15 protein-coding genes are annotated in these 21,187 nt (G+C 71.9%); 11 read left to right on the top strand and 4 right to left on the bottom strand.

Going from position 1 to position 21,187, the window contains the following annotated elements:
- Window positions 1-161: 161 nt before the first annotated feature.
- The 10 genes from OHO83_RS40025 (at window position 162) to OHO83_RS39980 (ending at window position 13,008) form a co-directional block, all read left to right on the top strand.
- Complete coding sequence (locus OHO83_RS40025) at window positions 162-1,433, top strand: ABC transporter substrate-binding protein (protein WP_266666884.1); 1,272 nt, start codon at window positions 162-164, stop codon at window positions 1,431-1,433.
- Between the two features lie 12 nt (window positions 1,434-1,445).
- On the top strand, window positions 1,446-2,417 hold the full coding sequence (locus OHO83_RS40020) for a carbohydrate ABC transporter permease (protein WP_266666886.1): 972 nt from the start codon (window positions 1,446-1,448) through the stop codon (window positions 2,415-2,417).
- Window positions 2,410-3,285: a carbohydrate ABC transporter permease gene (locus OHO83_RS40015; RefSeq protein WP_266666888.1), complete on the top strand. Its 876-nt coding sequence runs from the start codon at window positions 2,410-2,412 to the stop codon at window positions 3,283-3,285. The genes OHO83_RS40020 and OHO83_RS40015 overlap by 8 nt, the downstream gene beginning before the upstream one ends.
- Window positions 3,286-3,375: 90 nt before the next feature.
- Window positions 3,376-4,140, top strand: coding sequence for an SDR family NAD(P)-dependent oxidoreductase (locus OHO83_RS40010; RefSeq protein ID WP_330280613.1), 765 nt, complete (start codon window positions 3,376-3,378; stop codon window positions 4,138-4,140).
- Window positions 4,128-5,918, top strand: coding sequence for a heparinase II/III domain-containing protein (locus OHO83_RS40005; RefSeq protein WP_266666892.1), 1,791 nt, complete (start codon window positions 4,128-4,130; stop codon window positions 5,916-5,918). The genes OHO83_RS40010 and OHO83_RS40005 overlap by 13 nt, the downstream gene beginning before the upstream one ends.
- 58 nt (window positions 5,919-5,976) lie before the next feature.
- Window positions 5,977-7,905 (top strand): hypothetical protein, encoded by a 1,929-nt coding sequence (locus OHO83_RS40000; RefSeq protein ID WP_266666894.1) that lies wholly within the window; start codon window positions 5,977-5,979, stop codon window positions 7,903-7,905.
- Between the two features lies 1 nt (window position 7,906).
- Window positions 7,907-8,527 carry a DUF624 domain-containing protein gene (locus OHO83_RS39995; RefSeq protein ID WP_266666896.1) on the top strand — a complete coding sequence of 207 codons (621 nt, stop codon included), beginning with the start codon at window positions 7,907-7,909 and terminating at the stop codon, window positions 8,525-8,527.
- Window positions 8,524-9,597 carry a right-handed parallel beta-helix repeat-containing protein gene (locus OHO83_RS39990; protein ID WP_266666898.1) on the top strand — a complete coding sequence of 358 codons (1,074 nt, stop codon included), beginning with the start codon at window positions 8,524-8,526 and terminating at the stop codon, window positions 9,595-9,597. Before OHO83_RS39995 ends, OHO83_RS39990 begins: the two co-directional genes overlap by 4 nt.
- Before the next feature lie 61 nt (window positions 9,598-9,658).
- The gene (locus tag OHO83_RS39985) at window positions 9,659-12,031 is read left to right on the top strand and encodes a polysaccharide lyase 8 family protein (protein WP_266666900.1); all 2,373 of its coding nucleotides are present in this window, start codon (window positions 9,659-9,661) and stop codon (window positions 12,029-12,031) included.
- A 2-nt stretch (window positions 12,032-12,033) separates the two neighbouring features.
- Window positions 12,034-13,008: an acetylxylan esterase gene (locus OHO83_RS39980; RefSeq protein WP_323186829.1), complete on the top strand. Its 975-nt coding sequence runs from the start codon at window positions 12,034-12,036 to the stop codon at window positions 13,006-13,008.
- A 5-nt stretch (window positions 13,009-13,013) separates the two neighbouring features.
- Here the strand turns inward: OHO83_RS39980 and OHO83_RS39975 are convergent, their stop codons facing one another.
- The 4 genes from OHO83_RS39975 to OHO83_RS39960 all read right to left on the bottom strand — a co-directional run bounded on the left by OHO83_RS39975 (window position 13,014) and on the right by OHO83_RS39960 (window position 19,414).
- Window positions 13,014-14,564 carry a phytoene desaturase family protein gene (locus OHO83_RS39975; RefSeq protein WP_266666902.1) on the bottom strand — a complete coding sequence of 517 codons (1,551 nt, stop codon included), beginning with the start codon at window positions 14,562-14,564 and terminating at the stop codon, window positions 13,014-13,016.
- 112 nt (window positions 14,565-14,676) lie between these two features.
- Window positions 14,677-16,935: a serine/threonine-protein kinase gene (locus tag OHO83_RS39970; protein WP_266666904.1), complete on the bottom strand. Its 2,259-nt coding sequence runs from the start codon at window positions 16,933-16,935 to the stop codon at window positions 14,677-14,679.
- Window positions 16,908-17,864 (bottom strand): oxygenase MpaB family protein, encoded by a 957-nt coding sequence (locus OHO83_RS39965; RefSeq protein ID WP_266666905.1) that lies wholly within the window; start codon window positions 17,862-17,864, stop codon window positions 16,908-16,910. Before OHO83_RS39965 ends, OHO83_RS39970 begins: the two co-directional genes overlap by 28 nt.
- A 71-nt stretch (window positions 17,865-17,935) precedes the next feature.
- Window positions 17,936-19,414: an MFS transporter gene (locus OHO83_RS39960; RefSeq protein WP_266666906.1), complete on the bottom strand. Its 1,479-nt coding sequence runs from the start codon at window positions 19,412-19,414 to the stop codon at window positions 17,936-17,938.
- Window positions 19,415-19,645: 231 nt separating this feature from the next.
- Here OHO83_RS39960 and mptB point away from each other — a divergent pair, with 231 nt between their 5' ends.
- Window positions 19,646-21,109, top strand: coding sequence for a polyprenol phosphomannose-dependent alpha 1,6 mannosyltransferase MptB (gene mptB / locus OHO83_RS39955; protein WP_330280612.1), 1,464 nt, complete (start codon window positions 19,646-19,648; stop codon window positions 21,107-21,109).
- The last annotated feature ends 78 nt before the right edge of the window (window positions 21,110-21,187 follow it).

Here is a 21,187-nt window from a genome sequence, read left to right as displayed (position 1 = left end):
AACTCCTCGCGATCGGCCCAAAAGATTGTTGTGCACGGGCTGTTGACGCCTCTCGCGAGCGGCTCCTAGCCTCACTGCATCGATTTACCAGCGTCTCCGGCCGCTCACCGGCCACTCTCCGCTGTATCGATTGACCATCTCCGCCTCACAAGGGGTGTCCCATGGAACTCACGAGACGACTGCTGCTGACCGCACTCGGTGCGGGCACGGCGGCCGCGGTCACGGGCTGCGGCACCGGCTCCTCGTCCGGCGGCTCGGCCGGCGGCCCCGCCGAAGGTGAGATATCGCTGCTCACCCCGATCTTCGAAGGCTCCGACGGCAAGAAACTCCTGGAGCAGGAGATCCTCGGCGGCTTCCGCAAGAAGCACCCGGACGTCAAGGTGAACGTCGACTACACGACGTACACACAGCTCAACGAGAAGATCACCACCGCGCTCGCGGGCGGGCTGCTGCCCGACGTGCTGATGATGGGCGTCGGCTGGATCCCGCCGTTCGCCGCGAAGAAGGTGCTCGCCCCGCTGCCCGAGTCGCTGGCGACCCGCCACGACTACGAGCCACGGGTCCTCGAACCGTCCCGCTACGACGGGAAGCTGTACGCCCTCCCGACCGTGATGGCCACCCGGCTCGTCGCCTACCGCAAGGACCACTTCGCCGCCGCCGGCATCAAGAAGCCACCCCGCGACTGGACCGAACTGCGCGCCATGGCCAAGCAGTTGACCAAGGGCGACCGGCTGGGCTTCGACCCGTTCTCGATCGACCTGCGGCAGTGCTGGGAAACCTTCCTGTACGCCAACGGCGGCTCCCTGTTCAGCGCCGACGGCAAGAAGGTCGCCTTCACCGACGGACGAGGCGTCGAAGCGCTCCAGTTCTTCAAGGATCTGAGCGCGGACGGTTCGGCCGACTACGCGAAGAAGACGGACGCGGACGCCGGGGCGCCCACCAATCTCCAGACGGGCAAGGCCGCCATGATGATGACCGGCAGCGGCCTGTGGAAGCAGCTCCAGGACCAGACGCCCGAGCTCATCGAGAAGGACCTGATCGGAGCGTTCGTCCTGCGCAACCGCAAGCCCGCGATGCTCACGGGCGGGACGCTCGTCACGCAGTCCGCGCACAGCCGGCACCCGGCGGCGGCCCGCGCCCTCGTCGAGTACCTCGCCGCGCCCGATTCGATCCTCGGCGCCGCCGAGCAGCGCGCCACCGTGCCCGGCCTGCGCGAACTGCGCTCGACCTCGTACGTCAAGAAGAACAAGCTCGTCGACTTCTCCCTGCAGAACCTCGGCAGCGCCTGCGCCGAAGGCGGCACCCCGGCCTGGATGGAGATCCGCGAGAAGATCAAGCCGACCCTCGAACCCGCCGTCGTGGGCGGCCGGTCCGCGAAGAGCGCGATCGCGGAACTCGGGCGTCTCGCCGAGGCCGCCATCGCGCGGATGTGAGGGGCTGCCACCGTGGGAGCACTCTCCGTGGTGAAGGCCGGCTCCGCGCGGCCGTCCTCGCCCCCCGAGTCACCGAAACCCTCTCGCAGCAAGGCCGTTCGCGGCGGCGCCGGTCCCGGCGCACGCCGCCGCAGGGCCGGTCTCCTGATGGTCGCGCCCGCCCTGCTGCACGCGGCGCTGTGGATCGGCCTGCCGGTCGTCGCCGCCGTCCTCCTCGCGTTCACGTCGTACGACGTCCTGTCCGCACCGAAGTTCGTCGGCCTGGACAACTTCCGCGACATGCTCGGCGACGCCGTGTTCCGCAAGTCGGTCCTGAACACCGTCGTGTACACCTTCTTCACCGTGCCGTTCGGCATGGCGCTCGGGCTGCTGCTCGCGCTCGGCCTGAACGCGGGGCTGCGGGCCCGCGGGGTCTTCCGGACCGCGATCTTCCTGCCGCAGGTCACCGCGACCGTGGCCATCGCCCTCGTCTGGCTGTGGATCTACAACCCGCGCAACGGCCTGTTCACCACGTTGCTGAGCATCTTCGGCGTGGAGAGCCCGGCCTGGCTCGCGTCCACGACGTGGGCGATGCCGTCGGTGATCCTCGTGGGGATCTGGCAGGGCATCGGCATGAAGATGCTGATCTATCTGGCCGCGCTGCAGAACCTGCCGAAGGAGCTGTACGAGGCCGCCTCCGTGGACGGCGCCTCGAAGGTGCGCCAGTTCTTCTCCCTCACGCTGCCCCTGCTCAAGCCCGCCACGTTCTTCGTCCTGATCACCTCGATGATCAGCGCGTTCCAGTCCTTCGACCAGATCTACATCCTCACCGACGGCGGCCCCGCCAACAGCACCACGATGATGACGTACGAGATCTACAAGTCCGCCTTCCGGGAGTTCCGCGTCGGCTACGCCTGCGCCCAGTCCCTCGTGCTGTTCGTCCTGCTGATGGCGTTCACCCTGGTCAACCGGCGGATGATGGGAGGCACCCGTGGCCATGGCTGAGTCCCGTCCCCGGGTGTCACCCGGGCGCGTCGCCCTGTACGTGACGCTCGCGCTCACCTCGCTCCTGATGGTCGTGCCGTTCGCGTGGATGGTGCTGACCTCGCTCAAGACACCGGCGGAGATCGCCTCCGAGCACGCCGGACTCCTGCCGTCGCACTGGGAGTTCGGGAACTACGTCGACGCCTTCAAGGCCGCTCCGTTCGCGACGTACGCGCGCAACAGCTTCGTCATCGCGATCAGCCACACGGTCATCAACGTGCTCGTCGCCTCGATGGCCGGCTACGCACTGGCGCGGATCAGGTTCCGCGGCAGCGACCTCATCTTCTACTGTTTCATCGCCGCCCTGATGATCCCGACGTACACGAAGGTCCTGCCGGAGTTCCTGATCGTGCGGTTCATGCCGCTCGCCGGCGGCAACGACCTCTTCGGCCAGGGCGGCAGCGGCTGGCTCGACTCGTGGTGGGCGCTGATCGTGCCCGGGGCCGTGACCCCGTTCGCCGTGTTCCTGTTCCGGCAGTTCTACCTGGACCTGCCCGTGGAGCTGGAGGAGGCGGCGCGGCTCGACGGGCTGGGCGAGTTCCGGATCTACGCCCGGATCATGACCCCGCAGGTCAAGCCTGCCCTCACCACGGTGGCCCTGCTCACCTTCGAGTCGTCCTGGAACAACTTCCTGTGGCCGCTGCTCGTGACGCGGACCGACAGTCTGCGCGTCATCCAGGTCGGTCTGTCCGTCTTCAAGACGGAGAACGGCACGCAGTGGCACTTCCTGATGGCGGGGACGACGCTCGCCACGCTGCCGATGGTGATCCTCTTCCTCATCGGCCAGCGCTACTTCGTCCAGGGCTTCGCCACCGCCGGCCTCAAGTGACCCTTCGCCCCACCCCTCTTCGTCTCATCCTTCTTCGCCTCATCCTTCTTCGCCTCATCCCCCACTTGCTCGTGAAAGGGCCCTGTCCCCATGTCTGTTGATCTCCGAGGTTCCCGTGCGCTCGTGACGGGAGCCGGCCACGGCATCGGCCGTGCCATCGCCGTGGGACTCGCCGCGGCCGGCTGTGACGTCGCCGTGCACTTCCACAGCTCGCCCGAGGAGGCCGAGCGGACCGTCGCCGCGATCGGGGCACTCGGCCGCCGCGCCAAGGCGTTCCACGCGGACGTCACGGTGACCGCCGACGTGGACCGCCTCGTCGCGGAGGCCACCGGATTCCTCGGCGGTCTCGATGTCCTGGTCTGCAACGCCGGGCATCTCATCGGGCGGGCCACCGTCGCCGAGATGACCGACGAGCACTTCGAGCGGGTCGTCGACACCAATCTGACGTCCACGTTCCGCACCTGCCGCGCCGCGCTCCCCCACCTCACCGGGTCGTCGGCCGGCCGGATCGTCACCATGTCGTCGCTCGCCGCGCACAACGGCGGCGGCCCGGGCTCCGTGCCGTACGCGGCGGCCAAGGCCGGGATCCGCGGCTTCACCAAGGCCCTGGCCAAGGAGGTCGCGGCGGCGGGCATCACGGTGAACGCGGTCGCGCCCGGCTTCATCAAGGGCACCGCGTTCCATGACACGTTCACCGCGCCCGAGGCCCAGCAGGCGATGGAGGCGGGGATCCCCGTCGGCCGCGCGGGCACACCCGAGGACGTGGCCGCCGCCGTGGTCCATCTCGCCTCCCCGGCCTCCGGTTTCCTGACGGGCACGACGCTCGACATCGACGGTGGCGTATGGCCGCGGTGAAGCGGATCCCCCGCGAGCGCGGCGGCTGGTGGCACGCGTACGTGTGCCCGGCGCACGGCGTCGAGCTCGACCACGGCGACGTCCTCGGCGGCGCGTTCCCCGAGGACGGTGCGCGGTGTCCGCGCGGCTGCCGGGTGGACACCCCGGCCGTGCGCGGCGCCTGGACCGTCCTCTCCCATCAGGCGTGGGCCCGCCGCATCCGTCTCCTGGCCGAGCGCGGCGAGGACACCGAGGCGGTGTCCGCACTCGTCGAATACACCGCTCTGTACGCGGAGTTGGCGGGACTCCACCACGACGAGGCGCAGCCGTGGATGCTGCGCGGCCGGCTGTTCCACCAGGCGCTCACCGACGCGATCTGGGCCGTGAACATCGGACACGCGTCGTGGACGCTCGGCGCACGCGGCACGGCCGGGCTCGCCGCGGTCCTCCCCCTGCTCGACGAGCTGGAGCGGGCGGCCCTCGACGCCCGGGACGTGCTGGTCGGCCGGGGCGACCTGGCCTCCAACTACACGACGTGGCTGACCGCGGCGGGGATCGCCACAGGCCGGGCCGCCGCGGCGGTGCGAGGCGTCCCCTGGGACGGGGCGAAGCAGTGGCTGGAGGGCCCGCACGGCCTGTACGCCCATCTGCGGGCCTGCGTCGCGGACGACGGCTGGGAGTGGGAAGGCAGCACGTACTACCACGGGTTCGTGCTGCGCGCGGCGCTCCTCGCGCTGCGCGGCACCGACCCCTCCGCGCTGCCCGGCGACGTGGCCACCCGCCTCTGCGGCATGGTCGACGCCCTGGCGGCGATCGCCACGGACGGCGGTGTCCTGCCCGCCCTGCACGACGGCCCGTATCTGCGCCAGCCCCTCTCCCTCGAGTGGCTCGAACTCTGCTCGCTGTCACGGCAGTTCGCGCCCGCACCACGTGTGGACGCGGTGGCGGCGCGGGCCCGCGCGGATCTCGCCGGCGCGGACGACGGCCTGGACCGGCTCCTCGACGGCTGGTTCACGGGGACCCCGCTCCCGGAGCGCTCCGCACCCGCTCCGGTCACGGTGTTCGGCGACGCGGGTTACGCCGTCGTGCGCGCCGCGGGCGTCCACACCGTCCTCGACTTCGGACCGCACGGCGGCTCGCACGGCCACCGCGACAAGCTCTCCCTGTACCTGTATGGAGTGACGGCTCCATGGCAGCCCGATCCCGGACAAGTGCCCTACGCCCACGAGGAGTTCCGCGACCTGTACGCCTCCACGGCCGCCCATCCCGCGTTCCGCGTGGACGGCGCCGAGCAGGCCGAGTGCGCGGGCAGGCTGCTGAACGCGGACGACACGTCGGCAACGGCCGAGGTGACCACCGCCTACGACGGGGTCCGCGCGGTCCGGCGGGTCGAGGCGGGAACCTGCCACCTGGTCGACGTACTGACGGTGACGGGAGAGCGGGGCGCACTCGCACGGGTCTCGGCGCAGCTGCGGCCGGGCGTCGCCCTCGACCTCCAGGTGCAGGCATCCGGTCCGGTGCGCACCACCTGGTACGGGGACGAGCTGCTGCACGGCTGGCACACCGCGTCCACGCCGGTCCGGCCCTTCTGCCGGCCGGGTCCGGGTCCGGCCGACGATCCTCAGCAGCAGCGCACCTGGGCCGACTTCACCGCCCGGGACACGACGCGGGTCGTCTTCGCGTCGGTGTACCAGTCGGCGTCCGCCGGGCCCGCCGTGACGGACGTCCGGCTGGCCGAGGAGGGCCTGGTCGTCTCCCTGGCCGACGGCTCCCGCCACGTGCACCGGACGGAGGCCTGAGATGCTCCTGTCCGCGACGCCGCCTCCGGGGCCCCGCCCGTTCCAGGAGCGGCGGCTCATGGACGAGGCCGTCCGCCACCGCGCCCTCGCACCGCCCCGCCGGCACCCCGAGGCGTCGATCACCTGGCTCGGGCCGGCCGCGTCGAACCCCGCCCTCGCGTACCGCGTGAGCGGCGACCCCGCGCACCTGGCGGAGGCCGAGCGGTGGATCGGGGCGGCGACGGGCTTCCCCCACTGGGGCAGGGCCCACATGCCCGACCACGACCTGGACACGGGCTGGCTCCTGCACCATCTCGCCCTGGCCCACCACTGGCTGGGCGACACCCTCTCCGACGAGACGCGCACGCTGCTGCGGTACAAGCTGATGGTGCAGGGCCGGCGCCTGTATGACTTCGCGGTGGCCACGGAGGGCCGCTGGTGGTCCTCCTCGTACTGGCAGAACCACAACTGGATCTGTTACGCGGGCCTGGCCACCGCCGGCTACGTCCTCGGCCGCGAGGAGTGGACCGAGCGGGCCAAGGACAACCTGGGACGCGTCCTCGACCTGCTCCCCGAGGACGGTTCGCACGCCGAGGGCGTCGTGTACTGGCGCTACGGCGTGCCCTGGCTGGCGATCCACCTCGATCTGCTCCAGGAGCGCGAGGGTCTCGACTGGTGGGGGCGCGGCGGGTTCATGGAGAACACGTTCCGCTTCCGGCTCCACCAGTCGGCGCCCGGGTTCGCCGAACAGACGGGACACGGCGACTGCCACGACCGGCTCAGTGGGCACAGCGCCGCGCTCTACCACCGCCTCGCGGCCGCGTACGGGATCGGCGAGGCCCAGTGGCTCGCCGGTCTCGTCGGGCGCGAGCTGCTCGGCCGCGAGGCGGCCGGGAGCGGGGTGCGGCCGGGCATCCTGCCCGAGGCCTACCTGGAGTACCTCTGGTACGACCCCTCCGTCGGGGCCCGCCCGCCGGCCGCGTCGGACACCCACGCCCACTTCCCCGACCTGGGCCTCGTCACGGCCCGCACGAGCTGGGCCGACGACGCGACGTTCGTGTCGTTCAAGGCCTCGCCCGGCGGTGGCCACAAGGCGTGGGAGACAGCGGCGAAGCACCGGGCGGAGCTCGGCTGGGACACGCTCAACACCGGCCACCACCACCCGGATTCGGGTTCGTTCGTCCTGCTGTCGCAGGGCGCGTTCCTCGCCGTCGACGAGGGCTACAGCAACCGCAAGCGCGCCGCCCACCACAATCTCCTGCTCGTCGACGGGCAGGGTTTCGCGGACGAGGACCGCTATCACGTCTACGAGGGCATCCCCCACGAGCGCCGGGCCCGCATGCGCGACGTCCTCGCGGGCGGTGGCTGGGCACATGGCACGGCGGAGATCGGCGCCATGTACGACCCTCGCCTCGGGGTGCACCGCCTCGACCGCACCCTGGTGTGCACACCGTCGGGGCGGCTGGTGCTCCTCGACCTGGCGCAGGCCGAGGAGGGCGTCGCCCGCGAGTGGACGTTCCTGCTCCAGACCGACGAGCCCACGGTCCCCGAAGGTGACGGGTGTACGCGGCTGATCCGGTCGGGCGAGGCGCGCGCGGCGGTGACCCGGCTCGCGCCCGACGACGTCCGTACGCGGTCCGGTGTGACCGAGGTGGCGGCCAACCCCACCTCCAGCACACCGGAGTTGACGGTCACCAGGACGCTGCACACGCTGCGGGTGACCACGCCCGCCGCGCGCCGCGCCACGTTCCTGACCGTGATCGAGCCGGGCGCACAGGTCACCGCACGCGCGGTGGACTGCGCGCACGGGCACGGCGTGACGTTCGGGTCCGAGACCGTGCTGCTCTCGCCCGTGGGGCGGCGCGTCGAGGGGGCGGGGGTGCGGGCCGACGCGGCGGCGGTCCTCGTGAGCGAGGGCCGGCCCGTGCACGTGGTGGCCGCACGACGTCTGGAGGTGGACGGCCGCGTCGTCCTCGACGTTCCCGAACCGTTCACCGGAGGTGTGTGACATGGCGACCGCTCTCTCACCCGGCCGCTTCGCGGACCGGGGGCTGCTGCGCCGGCTCGAGTTCGTGGCGTACCCGGCGGCCGCCGGGGCGGCGTTCGCGGTACTCGCGCTCGGGGTCGTGACCTGGCTGCCCGCCCTCGCCGCGCTCGCCCGGGCTCTCCAGCGCTGGCGCACGGACGGCGACAGCCGCGTGTTCTCCGGCGTGCTCAGGGCCTTTCCGCACTACTGGCGCTCGCTGTGGCGGCACGGCCTGCTCTCCACAGGCGTCGTCGCACTGCTGGCCGTCAACACCCTTTATCTGCTGGGCAGTTCGAGCCCGTACGCCTTCGTTCTCCTGGCCGCCCAGGCGGGGATCGCGGCGGCCGTGGTGGTGCATCACACCGCGCTCGCGGCCTGCGCGGGCATCGCTCCCGAGGCGTCCGCCGGTGCGTGGACGCGCGGCGCGCTCGCTCTCTCCTTCGGCTCGCCCGCCCGCGGCACCGCGCTCCTCGGCGCCGCCGTCTCCGCCGTACTGCTCTCGCTCGTCGTCCCGCTCGGCCCGCTGCTCCTGGGGCCGAGCGTGCCCGTTCTGCTCGCCCTGTCCTTCGCCGATCCGTCCCCGACCGGAAGGAACCCCTCATGAGCCGCATCGCCCGTACCGTGCTCGTCGCCGCCCTCACGGCGGCCGCCCCGCTCGCGTTACCCGCGCACCCCGCCGCCGCGGCGAGCGCGTACTACGTCGGCCCTTCGGGCAGCGACGCCAACGCCGGTACGTCCGCGTCCGCGCCCCTCGCCACGATCCAGCACGCCCTCGACGTCGCCCCGTCCGGCGCGGTCGTCCATCTCGCCGCGGGGACGTACCGGCAGGACGCCGTCACCCGCAGGGCGAACGTCACCCTGACCGGGCCTTCGAGCGCGGTCGTCAAGGGCGCGGGCAACGCCCGTGTCATCCAGGTGCAGCACGACGGCACCGTCCTCGACGGCTTCACCCTCGACGGCCTGCACGGCTCGTCGACGTCCCTGGACGGCTACCGGCTCAAGCTCGTCTACGTCATGAGCACCACGCCGGGCAACGGCGTCGGCGGGCTGCGCATCACCGGCATGACGCTCAAGAACGCCGCCGACGAATGTCTGCGCCTGCGCTATCTGGTGACGGGCGCCGAGGTGTCCGGCAACACGATCACCGACTGCGGCGTCGCCGACTTCCGCTTCGGCGCGGGCGGCAAGAACGGCGAGGGGATCTACCTGGGCACCGCCCCCGAGCAGCAGGGCGACAACGGCGCTCCGGACGCGGCGCCCGACGTGAGCCGCAACAACCGCATCGACCACAACACGATCGCCACACGCGGCAACGAGTGCGTCGACCTCAAGGAGAACTCGACGAACAACTACGTCGAGTACAACGACTGTTCCCAGCAGCGCGACCCCAGTTCGGCCGGCCTCGACGCCCGGGGAAGCGGGAACATCCTCCGCTACAACACCGTGCACGACAACACGGGCGCCGGGATCCGGCTCGGTGGTGACACCACGGCCGACGGCGTCGACACGAGCGTGTACGGCAACACGATCACGAAGAGCGCGGGCGGCGGCATCAAGTTCATGCGCACCCCCCAGGGCCCCGTCTGCACCAACAAGATGAGCGGCAACACGGGCGGCGACGCCGTGGGCACCTACGGCAGCGCGTACGACCCGACCGGCCCCTGCCCCGCCTGAGCACTCGCCGCCCCTTCTTCTTTCTCCCTCTCCTTCTCCCACCCCTTCGCGAGGTCCCCTGATGACTCCGCACGCCTCCAGACGCACCGTCCTGATCGGCGGCGCCGCCACCCTTGCCCTGACCGGGCTCCCCGCCGCCATGCCGTTCGCGCGGGCCTCGGAGAGCCCCGACGCCGCTTCTCTGCTGGCCCGTTGGCAGGGGCTGCTCACCGGCGGCCCCGGTCTCGACCCGGCCGATCCGCAGATCGCCGCCGCCGTCGCCCGGATCGGCCGCGCCGGCACCTCCGCGGCCGTGGGCCTCGACCCCGGCCGCACCGACGGCCTGTGGCCCGACCTGACCAGCACCACCGTGTCCAATCACGTCACCACCTCCTTCAAACGGCTGGCCACGCTCGCCACCGCCTGGGCCGTCCCCGGCACCCCGCAGCACGCCGACGCCGCCACCGCCGACCTCCTGCTGCGCGGCGTGGACTGGATGCTCGACCACCGCTACGGGCCCGGTGTCGCGCGGTTCGACAACGACTGGGACTGGGAGATCGGCTGCGCGCTCGCCCTCAACGACGCGGCGGTCCTCCTCCATGACGTCCTGGGTGCCGACCGGCTCGCACGCGTCACGTCCGCGGTGCGCCACTACACGCCCGACCCCAATCTGTGGCGCGCCGACCGGCAGATCGCCACAGGTGCCAACCGCGTGTGGATCTGCACGGTCGTCGCCGTCAACGCCGTGCTCCGCGACGACTCCGACGCGCTCGCCCGCGTCCGTGACGCGCTGTCGGACGTGGAGGGGGCCGGCGCGAACAGTGTGCTGGCCTTCAACGACGACCAGACGGGTACGGGCGAGGGCTTCTACTCCGACGGCTCCTTCCTCCAGCACTACAAGCACCCCTACAACGGCGGGTACGGCAAGGAACTCCTCGGCAACCTCTCCCGCCTCCTCCATCTCCTGGCCGCCACACCGTGGGATGTCACCGACCCCGACGTGGCCAACGTGCGGCGCTGGGTGACCGAGGGGTTCGACCCGCTGATGGCGCGCGGTGACATGCTCGCGCCGGTGTGCGGCAGGGAGATCGCGCGCTCCAGCAAGCAGGGACACGTCTCCGCGCAGACGGTCATTGAGGCCGTGCTGCGCCTGCTGCCCGGCGTCCCGGCCGCGGAGACCGACCGTTTCACCGCGCTGCTGAAGCAGTGGATCACCGAGGACACCTACCGCGACTTCCTCGCCGCCACCGACCTTGCCTCGCTGGTGGCCGCCCGCGAGGTGCTCGGCTCCGGTGTCCCGCCCCGCGGGCGGCTCGTGACGCACCGTCAGTACCCGCGGATGGACAAGGTCGTGCACCACAGGCCCGCCTTCACGTTCGGCGTCTCCGCCTACTCGACCCGCATCTACAACTACGAGTCCATCCAGAACGAGAACCTGCACGGCTGGCACCTGTCCGACGGCATGACGCTGCTGTACGACGACGACCTCGGCCACTACAGCGAGGACTACTGGCCGACCGTCGACCCGAAGCGCCTGCCCGGCACCACCGTCCTCACCGGGCGCCCGGCCGACGCGGAGGGGCAGCGCACCACCAGTACGGCCGACTGGGCGGGCGGGACCGTACTGCCCGGCACGACGCTCGGCTCGTACGGGATGGACCTGCGGGCCTACGGCAGTTCACTGCGCGCGCTGAAGAGCTGGTTCTGTCTGGACGACGTGATCGTGCACATGGGGTCGGGGGTGAGCGCGGACGCGGGCGACGCGGAGACGATCGTCGAGAACCGCAAACTGCGCGATCCTCAGGCGCAGTTGACGGTCGACGGCGACCGCTTCGACGGATCCGGTGAACTCAGCGGCGTCCGCTGGCTGCACCTCGCCGGCACCGGCGGCTACGTCTTCCCCCGCCCCACCCGCGTTCGGGCCCTGCGGGAGGAACGCACCGCGACCTGGCGGGAGATCAACCTCAAGTACGGCACCGACACCCCGGTGACACGGCCCTATCTGACGCTGTGGCAGGAACACGGGACGGCACCTTCCGACGCCGGGTACTGCTGGCTCCAGGCGCCGGGCGCGTCCGCCGACCGGACCCGGCGGCTCTCCCTGGCACCGCCCGTACGCCCCGTGGCCACGACGGCGTCCGTGCACGCCGTTCGGCGCGGCGCGGACGGGCTGCTCGCCGCGAACTTCTGGGCGGGGGGCCGGGCCGGTGAGCTGTCCGCCGACGGTCCCGCCTCCGTCCTCGTACGGCCCGAGGGCAAGACCGTGACCCTGGCGGTCAGCGACCCCACGCAGCTGCGCGACCGCGTCACGCTCGACCTCGCGCTGCGCGGTCTGACCCTCGCCCGCGCCGACACGGGCGTCCGGGCCGAGCGCACGTCCGCCGGGACACGCGTCACCGTCGACACGGCCGGCGCGCGCGGCGCCACCTTCGCCCTCACCCTCACCAGGAGTTGACCTTGCTGTTCGACATGCCCCTCGACCGGCTGCGGGACTACCGTCCCGAGCCCGAGGAACCCGCCGACTTCGACGCGTTCTGGACCAAGACACTCGACGAGGCCGCCCGGCATCCACTGGACGCCCGGTTCACGGCGCACGACGCGGGCCTCGCCACGGTCGACGTGCACGACGTGACGTTCAACGGCTGGGGCGGCCAGCCCGTCAGGGCCTGGCTGCTGCTGCCGCGCGGTCACGCGGAGCCGCTGCCCGCGGTCGTGCAGTACATCGGCTACAACGGCGGCCGCGGCATCCCCTACTCGTGGCTGACCTGGAGCTCGCTCGGCTTCGCCCACCTCGTGATGGACAACCGCGGGCAGGGCGGCGGCGGCAAGAACACCGCCGACACCCCCGACATCGCGCCCGAGGGCCACGGCTCCTCGTCGCCCGGCTTTCTCACCCGGGGCATCGAGGACCCGCACCGGCACTACTACCGGCGGCTCATCACCGACGCCGTCCGGGCCGTGGACGCCGCGAAGGCCCACCCGCGCGTCGACGCCTCACGGATCGCCGTCCTCGGCGGCAGCCAGGGCGGCGGGCTCGCCCTGGCCGTCGCGGGACTGCGCGACGACCTGCGCGCGGCCGTCGCGGACGTGCCGTTCCTGTGCCATTTCCGGCGCGCCTCGCAGATCACGGACAGCGGGCCCTACGCGGAGATCGCGCGCTGGCTGTCGGGCCACCGCTTCAGCGTCGAGACCGCGATGGAGACACTGTCGTACGTCGACGGCGTCAACTTCGCGGCACGCGCCACTTGCCCCGCCTGGTTCTCCGTCGGCCTGATGGACAAGATCTGCCCGTCGTCCACCGTGTTCGCCGCCTACCACCGCTACGCGGGGCCCGCCGAGATCGAGGTGTTCCCGTACAACGGTCACGAGGGAGGAGCCGAGTACGACCTGCCGCGGAAGATCGCCGCGCTGGGCGGCGCCCTGCGCGGCTGATCCCTTCAGTGGCCGAGGACCGCCATCGCCGCGTTGTGCCCGGGGATCCCGCTGACCCCGCCGCCGCGCACGGCGCCCGCCCCGCACAGCAGGACGTTGGCGTGCGCGGTCTCGACGCCCCAACGGCCCGTCCCCTCCTGGGAGTACGGGAAGGACAGGTCGCGGTGGAAGATGTTGCCGCCGGGCAGGCGCAGGTCCCGCTCCAGGTCGAGCGGGGTCTTCGCCTCGATGCACGGCCGGCCGTCGGCGTCCGGGGCGAGACAGTCCTCGATCGGCTCGGCGAGCTGCGCGTCGAGCTGGGCGAGCGTGGCCTTCAGGAGCTCGGCGCGGGCGGCGTCGTTGTCGCCCGCGAAGAGCCGTGCGGGGGTGTGCAGACCGAACAGGGTGAGGGTCTGGTAGCCGCGCGCGACGAGGTCCGGGGCCAGGATGGTCGGGTCGGTCAGCGAGTGGCAGTAGATCTCCGACGGAGGCGCCACGGGCAGTGAACCGGCCGCCGCCTGGCCGTACGCGGTCGCCAACTGCTCGTAACCCTCGGCGACATGGAACGTGCCGGCGAACGCCTCGCGCGGGTCGACGGACGTGTCCCGCAGCTTCGGCAGCCGCGTCAGGAGCATATTGACCTTGAGCTGCGCGCCCTCGGCCGGAGCCGGCGGCTCGTCGCCGACGAGCGCGGCGAGTGCCTGCGGGGACGCGTTGACGAGCACGTGCCCGGCGCCCACGCGGCCCGCGCCGCTCTCCGACTCGTACGTCACCTCGGCGCGGCGCCCGTCGGTCTCCACGCGGGTCACCTCGTGCCCGGTGACGAGTTCGGCGCCGGCCACGCGGGCGGCGGTGGCGAGGGCGTCGGTGAGGGCGCCCATGCCGCCGACGGGCACGTCCCAGTCACCGGTCCCGTTGCCGATCACGTGGTAGAGGAAGCAGCGGTTCTGCTGGAGGGACGCGTCGTGGGCGTCGGCGAACGTGCCGATCAGGGCGTCGGTGAGGACGACGCCGCGCACCAGGTCGTCCGTGAAGCGCTCCTCGACAGCCCTGCCGATCGGCTCCTCGAAGAGCATCCGCCAGGCCGCGTCGTCGTCGACCCGCCGACGCAGCGCGTCCCTGTCCGGGAGCGGCTCGGTGAGGGTGGGAAAGACCCGCTCGGCGACGCGGCGGGTCGTCTCGTAGAACTCGGTCCACGCGGTGTACTCCCGCCCGCCGCCCGTGAGCCGCTCGAAGGAGGCGCGGGTGCGCTCCTCACCACCGCCGACGAGCAGACCGGTGGCCCGCCCGTCACGCTCGGTCGGGGTGTACGAGGACACGGTGCGGCCGCGCACGGCGAAGTCGAGCCCGAGATCGTCGACGATCTTGTGGGGCAGCAGGCTGACCAGGTACGAGTACCGCGACAGTCGCGCGTCGACCCCGGCGAAGGGCCGGGTCGAGACGGCGGCACCGCCGGTGGTGCCGAGCCGCTCGAGAACCAGGACGGAACGTCCGGCCCGGGCGAGGTAGGCGGCGGCGACGAGGCCGTTGTGGCCTCCGCCGACGATGACGACGTCGTAGCGCTCGTGTGCTGGCATCCCTCTTGGTAACACGACCCGATCATGCCGGGCCAGACCCCCGGTACGCGGGATGGCGCGGCGGGGACGATCTCGCGGGCCACGCGCGCGGGCAGCCGCCCCGCGCAGGCCCTCAGTGTCCGCCGGACGCCCGCTGCTGACGCAGGGCCGCCACCCGCCGGTACAGCTCGACCGCCTCCGTGCCGCGCCCGAGCTGTTCCAGGCAGTGCGCCTCGTCGTTGCGGCTGGCGAGGGTGTCCGGATGGTCGGCGCCGAGGACGTGTTCGCGGGCCGAGGCGACTTGCCGGTACTCGGCGAGCGCGTCGGCCCACCGGCCGAGCCAGCCGAGACCGACGGCCACCTCGCGACGGCTGACCAGCGTGTCCGGATGCTCGGCGCCGAGGACCCGCGCCCGGATCGCGCAGACGTCGCGGGCCTCGGCGAGCGCTTCCTCCCAGCGGCCCATCCGCCCCAGGTTGACGCCGAGGCCGTGCCGGGTGCGCAGGGTCTCGGGGTGGGCCGGGCCGCTGACGCGCGTACGGTCGTCGACGAGGTCGCGGTAGAGGGCGAGGGCCTCGGCGCTGCGGCCGAGCCGGCCGAGGCTGATGCCCACCTCGTAGCGCGCGGCGAGCGTGTCCGGATGGTCGGGGCCGAGCGCCTGTTCGCGGGCCTCCGCCACCTCGTGGTAGACGTGCAGAGCCTCCGTCCAGTGACCCAACTGGCCCAGCGCGTAGCCCACTTCGCACCGAGTGACGAGCGTGTCCGGATGACTGGCGCCGAGTACGCGGGCACGCGCCGATGCGACCTCGCACGCCATGCGGTACGAGTCCTCCAGGCGCCCGAGCCGGCTGAGGTTGTACGCGAGGTTGTGGCGGCAGCGCAGGGTGTCCGGATGGTCGGGCCCCATGGCCCGTTCCCGCGTGGCGAGCACCGACGTGTACGCCTGGTGCGCGTCGAAGTGCCGCCCCAACTGGCCGAGGACGTACGCCATTTCCTGCCGGGCGCCGAGCGTTTCGGCGTGCTCGGGGCCGAGGACACGCTCACGGCCCTCGGTGACGCGGCGATACTCGCGCAGGGCGTCGGCGGGGCGGCCGGTGCGGCTGAGCGTGAAGGCGACCTCGTAGCGGCTGGCGAGTGTGTCGGGGTGGTCAGGGCCGAGGGCGTGCTCGCGCTCCGCCGCGACGGCGCGGTGAACCTCGCCCGCCTCCTCCCAGCGGCCGAGCCGGCCGAGGCTCAGGCCCGCGTTGTGCCGGGCGGCGAGGTGGGCGACCACCTCCGGCGCGGGCGTGGGGCGTTCCGTGCGCACGGGCTGCTCACTGCGCCGCGACTCGGGGCGCGCGATCCACTCTCCGGCAAGCCCCGCTCCCACGTCGGGCGGCGTGCCGCCCAGGACGGGCGGGCCGGCCGCCTTGTGGCCGGTCGTCATGCCGCGCGTCCAGGACGGCAGCCGCGGCTCACGGGACACCGGCTGACGCGGCTCGACCGCGGCCTGGCGTACGGGGGTTGTCGCCACCGTCGGCACGTGTCCGGAAGGGGAACGGCCGTCAGCGATCCGGCGGGCCACTTCGCGGGCATCCCGCGGCCGCTCGTCCGGCTCCTTCGCGAGCAGGTCGAGGATGAGCCGGTCCAGGAAGCCGGGGAGCCCGGCCCGGTGCGTGCGGGGTGGTTCGGGCAGGGTGTCGCGGTGCCCGACGAGGACGGCCCAGGCGTCCTCCAGGTCGAACGGTGGCGCCCCGGTCGCGATCTCGTAGAGCACGCAGCCGAACGAGTACAGGTCGCTGCGCCGGTCGACGTGTTCGCCGCCGATCTGCTCGGGCGACATGTAGTGCGGGGTGCCCATCGCGATGCCGGTGCCGGTGAGACGAGCCGTGAACCCGATGTCGTGGCCGAGGCGCGCGATGCCGAAGTCGCAGATCTTCACCGTGCCGTCGGTGAGCCGCATGATGTTCGCGGGCTTCAAGTCGCGGTGGACGATGCCCTGTTCATGCGTGTAGGCGAGCGCGGCCGAGACCTGGCCGGCGATCTCGACGATGTCCGCGACGGGTAACGGGTGCTGCTTGTTGTCCTCCAAGAGCTGGCTCAGGTTCTTGCCCTCCAGGAGCTCCATCACGAGGTACAGCACGCCGTCGTGCTCACCGAAGTCGTGGACGACGGTCACGCCGCGGTGCTGAAGGGCGGCCGCCACGCGGGCCTCCCGGCGGAAGCGTTCCCTCAGGACACGGGTGAAGGACTGGTCGTGCTGCGGCCCCATCGGCTTGAGGCACTTGACCGCGACTCTGCGCCCGAGCGACTCGTCCCTGGCACGCCACACCTCGCCCATACCGCCCCGCCCGATGAGATCGAGCAGCCGGTACCGGCCCTGGATCAGCCTGGTCTCCCCCGACTCCGGCATCTCGCGCTGTCGCCCCCGTCGCCTCGCTGCGCCCTCCCCGGCCTGTCCAGTATGGCCGTCCGACTCCCGATTCTGTACGGTGCCGGACGGCTGCCGGGGCCGAGTCGTGACATGGCGCGCAGGATGTGTTTCGGCGGGAGTTGCCAGCGCACACGTGCGGGAACGCAGCGCAGGACGGTGCCGGTGAACCGCAGCTCTCGGGTCACGGCGGCCGGTGCCGGGGCCTGCCTGCCGTACAACTCGTGGGCGTACGGCGGCAGAGAGGCGTACGCGAGATGCGACACGCGCCTCCAGAGTGTCGCGCGCGCCGGGATCAGCAGCGGGTGGACGGGCGGCCTGCGCAGGAAGTCGTCGACGTCCCGGGCCTCCGGACCGGCGGCGAGCAGGGGCCTCGTCCTCTCGAAGTACGCGGCGAGCCCGGCCCGGTCGCCGGGCACGTCGGCGGGGTCGAGGCCGACCAGCCGGGCGCTGGTGCGGTGTTCGGCGACGTACTGGTCGGCCTGCGCGTCCGTGAGCCGGAACCCGGAGCGGCGCGCGACGTGGAGGTAGGAGTCGATCTCGGCGCAGTGCACCCACAGGAGCAGTTCCGGCTCGTCGACCCCGTACCGCTCACCGGTGTCGGGGTCGGTGACCTTGAGACGACGGTGGATCTTCCGCACGCGGGCACCGGCGCGCTCCGCGTCCTCAGCGGTCCCGTACGTGGTCGTCCCGACGAAACCGGCCGTCCGCATCAGCCTGCCCCAGGCGTCCTTGCGGAAGTCCGAGTTCTGCATGACACCGCGCACGGCCCGCGGAAGGAGCGCCTGAAGGTAGAGCGCGCGCACACCGGCAACCCACATCATGGGATCCGCGTGCACCTGCCAGGTCACCGATCCGGGCCCGAAAAGCCCGGGATCGCCCCGCCCCTCGTCCGTCCCTGTGCCCACCACGTCGCCGCCTCTCCCTGACATCAGCGGTCCCGGCGCGATCAGGGATCTCCTTCTGGCGCCTCAGCACAACGCTACCGGTGAGCCGTCGCGGACCGCGTCCGCTCCTCCGCGTCCGCGTCGAAGCCGATCGGCTCCCAGCGCTTCGACAGCAGAGCGATCAGACCGAGGACGGGGGCGGCGAGGATGACCCAGTAGACGTGGGTGCCGAGACCGGTGCTGAGGATGGGGAAGAAGAACAGCGTCAGCGTCGAACCCAGCCGCAGCACGGCCTGGTTGAAGCCGATGCTGACGCCGCGCATCGACGTGGGGAAGCCCAGTGAGGCGTAGCTCATGATGTGCGCGCCGGGGCCGAAGCCCTGGGCGAACATGAACGCGCCGAGCATCAGGATGCCCGCCGTCACGACGGCCGTCCCGGACGGATCCCCGATGAGGGCGAGCACCGTGATGGCGACGAGCTGGATCGCGAAGCCCAGCGTCATCATCGGCCAGGCGCCGCGGGTCGACGCCCAGCGGATGCCGAGCAGCCCACCGGTCAGGGCGAAGACGAGGTTCAGGGCGAAGGAGGACGCGATCGTGGTCAGCGGGCCCTGCGTCATCAGCGTGGCGATGATGACCGGCAGCCCGAACGCGACCGCGTTGTAGCCGAAGGTCTCCGCGAGGCCGACGGCCACCGACTGGATCGTGCGCGTGCGGTACGGAGGGGTGAAGAGCCGTGCGTACGCGCCGAGGCCCGTCCGGGGCGGACGGGACGTCGTCCTGGGCGCGTCGTCGGCGACGCGCGCGTCCACGCCGTACGACTGGCGCAGGATCTTCGCCGCGCCTTCCAGGTCGCCCTGGTCGGCGGCCCAGGTCGGGGACTCGTTCATGTAGCGCCGGCGCAGCAGCAGTACCAGCAGCGCCGGAACCGCGCCGAAGCCGACGGTGAACCGCCACAGCCAGCCCAACTGGGCGTCCGGCAGGAGGAAGTACAGCAGCATGATCACGAGGTAGCAGCCGCTGGTCGCGGTGTACCAGGCGGGTGACCAGGCGGCCGTGCGGGAGCCCTTGCTGCCCTTGCCGTGCAGCCGGGAGAACTCGGCGAGGAACGCGATCGCGACGGGGATGTCCATGCCGACGCCGATGCCCATCACGAAGCGTGCGGCGATCAGCGTCCACACGTCCTGCGCGACCGCGCACACCAGCGCGGTGGCGACGAAGAAGAGCATGTTCGCCATGAAGACGCGGTAGCGGCCGATGCGGTCCACCAGCCAGCCGCCGACGAGAGCGCCGAGGAGCGAACCGACGCTGATCGACGCGGTGACCGTGCCGGCCATCGTGGAGCTGAGGCCGAACTGCTTCGTGATGTCGGGCAGCCCGTACGCCAGGGAGCTCAGGTCGTAGGCGTCGAGGAAGATGCCGCCGAGCGCGATGACCACGATCATCTTGGCGTGACGGCCGCGCGCCGTACCCGAATTGACCAGATCGGAGACGTCTCCCGCGGAGCGGATCAGTACCGTGCCCGACGGCGTCAGCGCAGATGTGCTGGTGGACAGGGGGGAGGTGGAGCTCACGAGCGCCTTCCGGTGTGGTGCGGGACGTACCGTCGGATCGTATGCACCGGCCGGAATTCGCCCGTGCGCATGTCCACATCCTGGTCATCTTCGTGGACTCGGTCGCGACGCGTGATCCAAGCTGTGAACGTGGAGCCGGCCAGGTCGCGGACGCGGGCGACATCCTGCGTTTGCCGTCCATTGGGGCGGAGCCGGGTGCGGTGATCCGCAAAGCGTTCTACCTTCGACCGAATGAGAGCGGCGGATATCGATACACGGGTCTGGGCACAACGCGGCATGTGGGGTTCTGTGCTGCTCTCATCAGGCGCCTGGGGCGCCGGCGCTCTGCCGCGGGGCGTTCCGGACGGGATCTGGGGAGCCCCGGGACCCGCTCTCGCGCTGATCGGTGCGACGGCGGCGTATGCGGGACTCGGTCTGCTGCTGTGGTCCTGGTGGCAGTTGGGCAAGCTGCTGCGGGCCGGTGCGGTGATGAGCAAGCGGCGGCAGTGGCTCACGCTGGGCGGCTGGGCTCTGCCTCTGCTTCCGGCGCCGGCGCTGTTCAGCACGGACATCTACAGCTACGTGGCCCAGGGCGCGCTGGCCGGGCGCTCCTGGAACGTCTACGAGATCGGTCCCTCCGCACTCGGCGGGCCGCTCGCCGCGAACGTCCCGCAGGTGTGGCAGGACACCCCGGCTCCGTACGGACCCCTGTCCGTCGTGGTGAGCCGGGTCGTGGTCTTCGTGACCGGCGAACACCATGTGGTCGCCGCCGTCGTGCTCCATCGGGTGGCCGCGCTCGCCGGGCTCGCCCTGCTGGCCTGGTCGGTGCAGTGGCTCGCGACGCGGTCGGGCGGCGACGGCTCAGGAGCCTGGTGGGCGGCGTCGCTGAATCCGCTGGTGCTGGCCCACCTGGTGGGCGGGGCGCACAACGAGGCGCTGATGCTCGGCTTGATGATGGCCGGTCTTGTGGCGTGCCGGTCCGGACGATGGGTTCTGGGCATCGTCGTGCTGACGTGCGCCGCGTTGGTGAAGGCCCCGGCCGCGGTGGCCCTGGGGTGCGCCGCCCTCGTGGCGGTCGCGGGGCAGACGGGCTGGTGGCGACGTCTGGGACGCGCGGCGGGGATCCTCCTCGCGGCCGTCGGGACGCTGGTGCTGACGGTGGCGCTCTGCGGGCTGGGCTGGGGTTGGCTCGATACGCTCCGCACCCCGACCCGCTCGTACACGCCGATGTCGGTGACCACGGACATCGGCCGGCTGCTGAGGTGGATCGGGACCGAAGCCGGCTGGGTCACCACACCGGACCCGGTGACGGTGATGCGGACGATCGGGACCTTGGCAGGCGTCTGCGGGGCCCTGTACTTCCTGGCGCGCGCTCCTCGCCTCGGCGCCGAACGCGCCGCGGCCCTGGGACTGTTGGCCCTGGTGGTGTGCGCTCCCGCCGTGCAGGGCTGGTACCTGCTGTGGGGTGCGGTACCCCTGGCCACGGTCGCATGGCGCGCGCTGGCGGACAGCCGGGTCAAGACAGCGGTCGTCGTTCTGGTTCTCATGGTGTTTCCGTCCGGCCGTGGGCCCACCGTCACGGATGTGGTCGGCGTTGTCCTGGGGGGCTTGACGATCCTGCTGTGGGTGGCCTGGACATCTCAACGAGCCCGTGACGCCGGGCTTCAGCCTTCGCCTCGGCCCAGCTACGGAGAGGTGCCCTTGCGGTTTCCGTGACGCTCGGTCATGGACTTCGTCAGGGGGCATGAGCGCGACCCGGACCCTGCGCGTGGCGGAGCCCAACGCACGTGCCGG

The sequence above is a fragment of the Streptomyces sp. NBC_00569 genome, from assembly GCF_036345255.1.
GTDB lineage: Bacteria > Actinomycetota > Actinomycetes > Streptomycetales > Streptomycetaceae > Streptomyces.
Note: the sequence above shows the minus strand (reverse complement) of the source record. Positions and strands in the feature narration are given on the sequence as shown.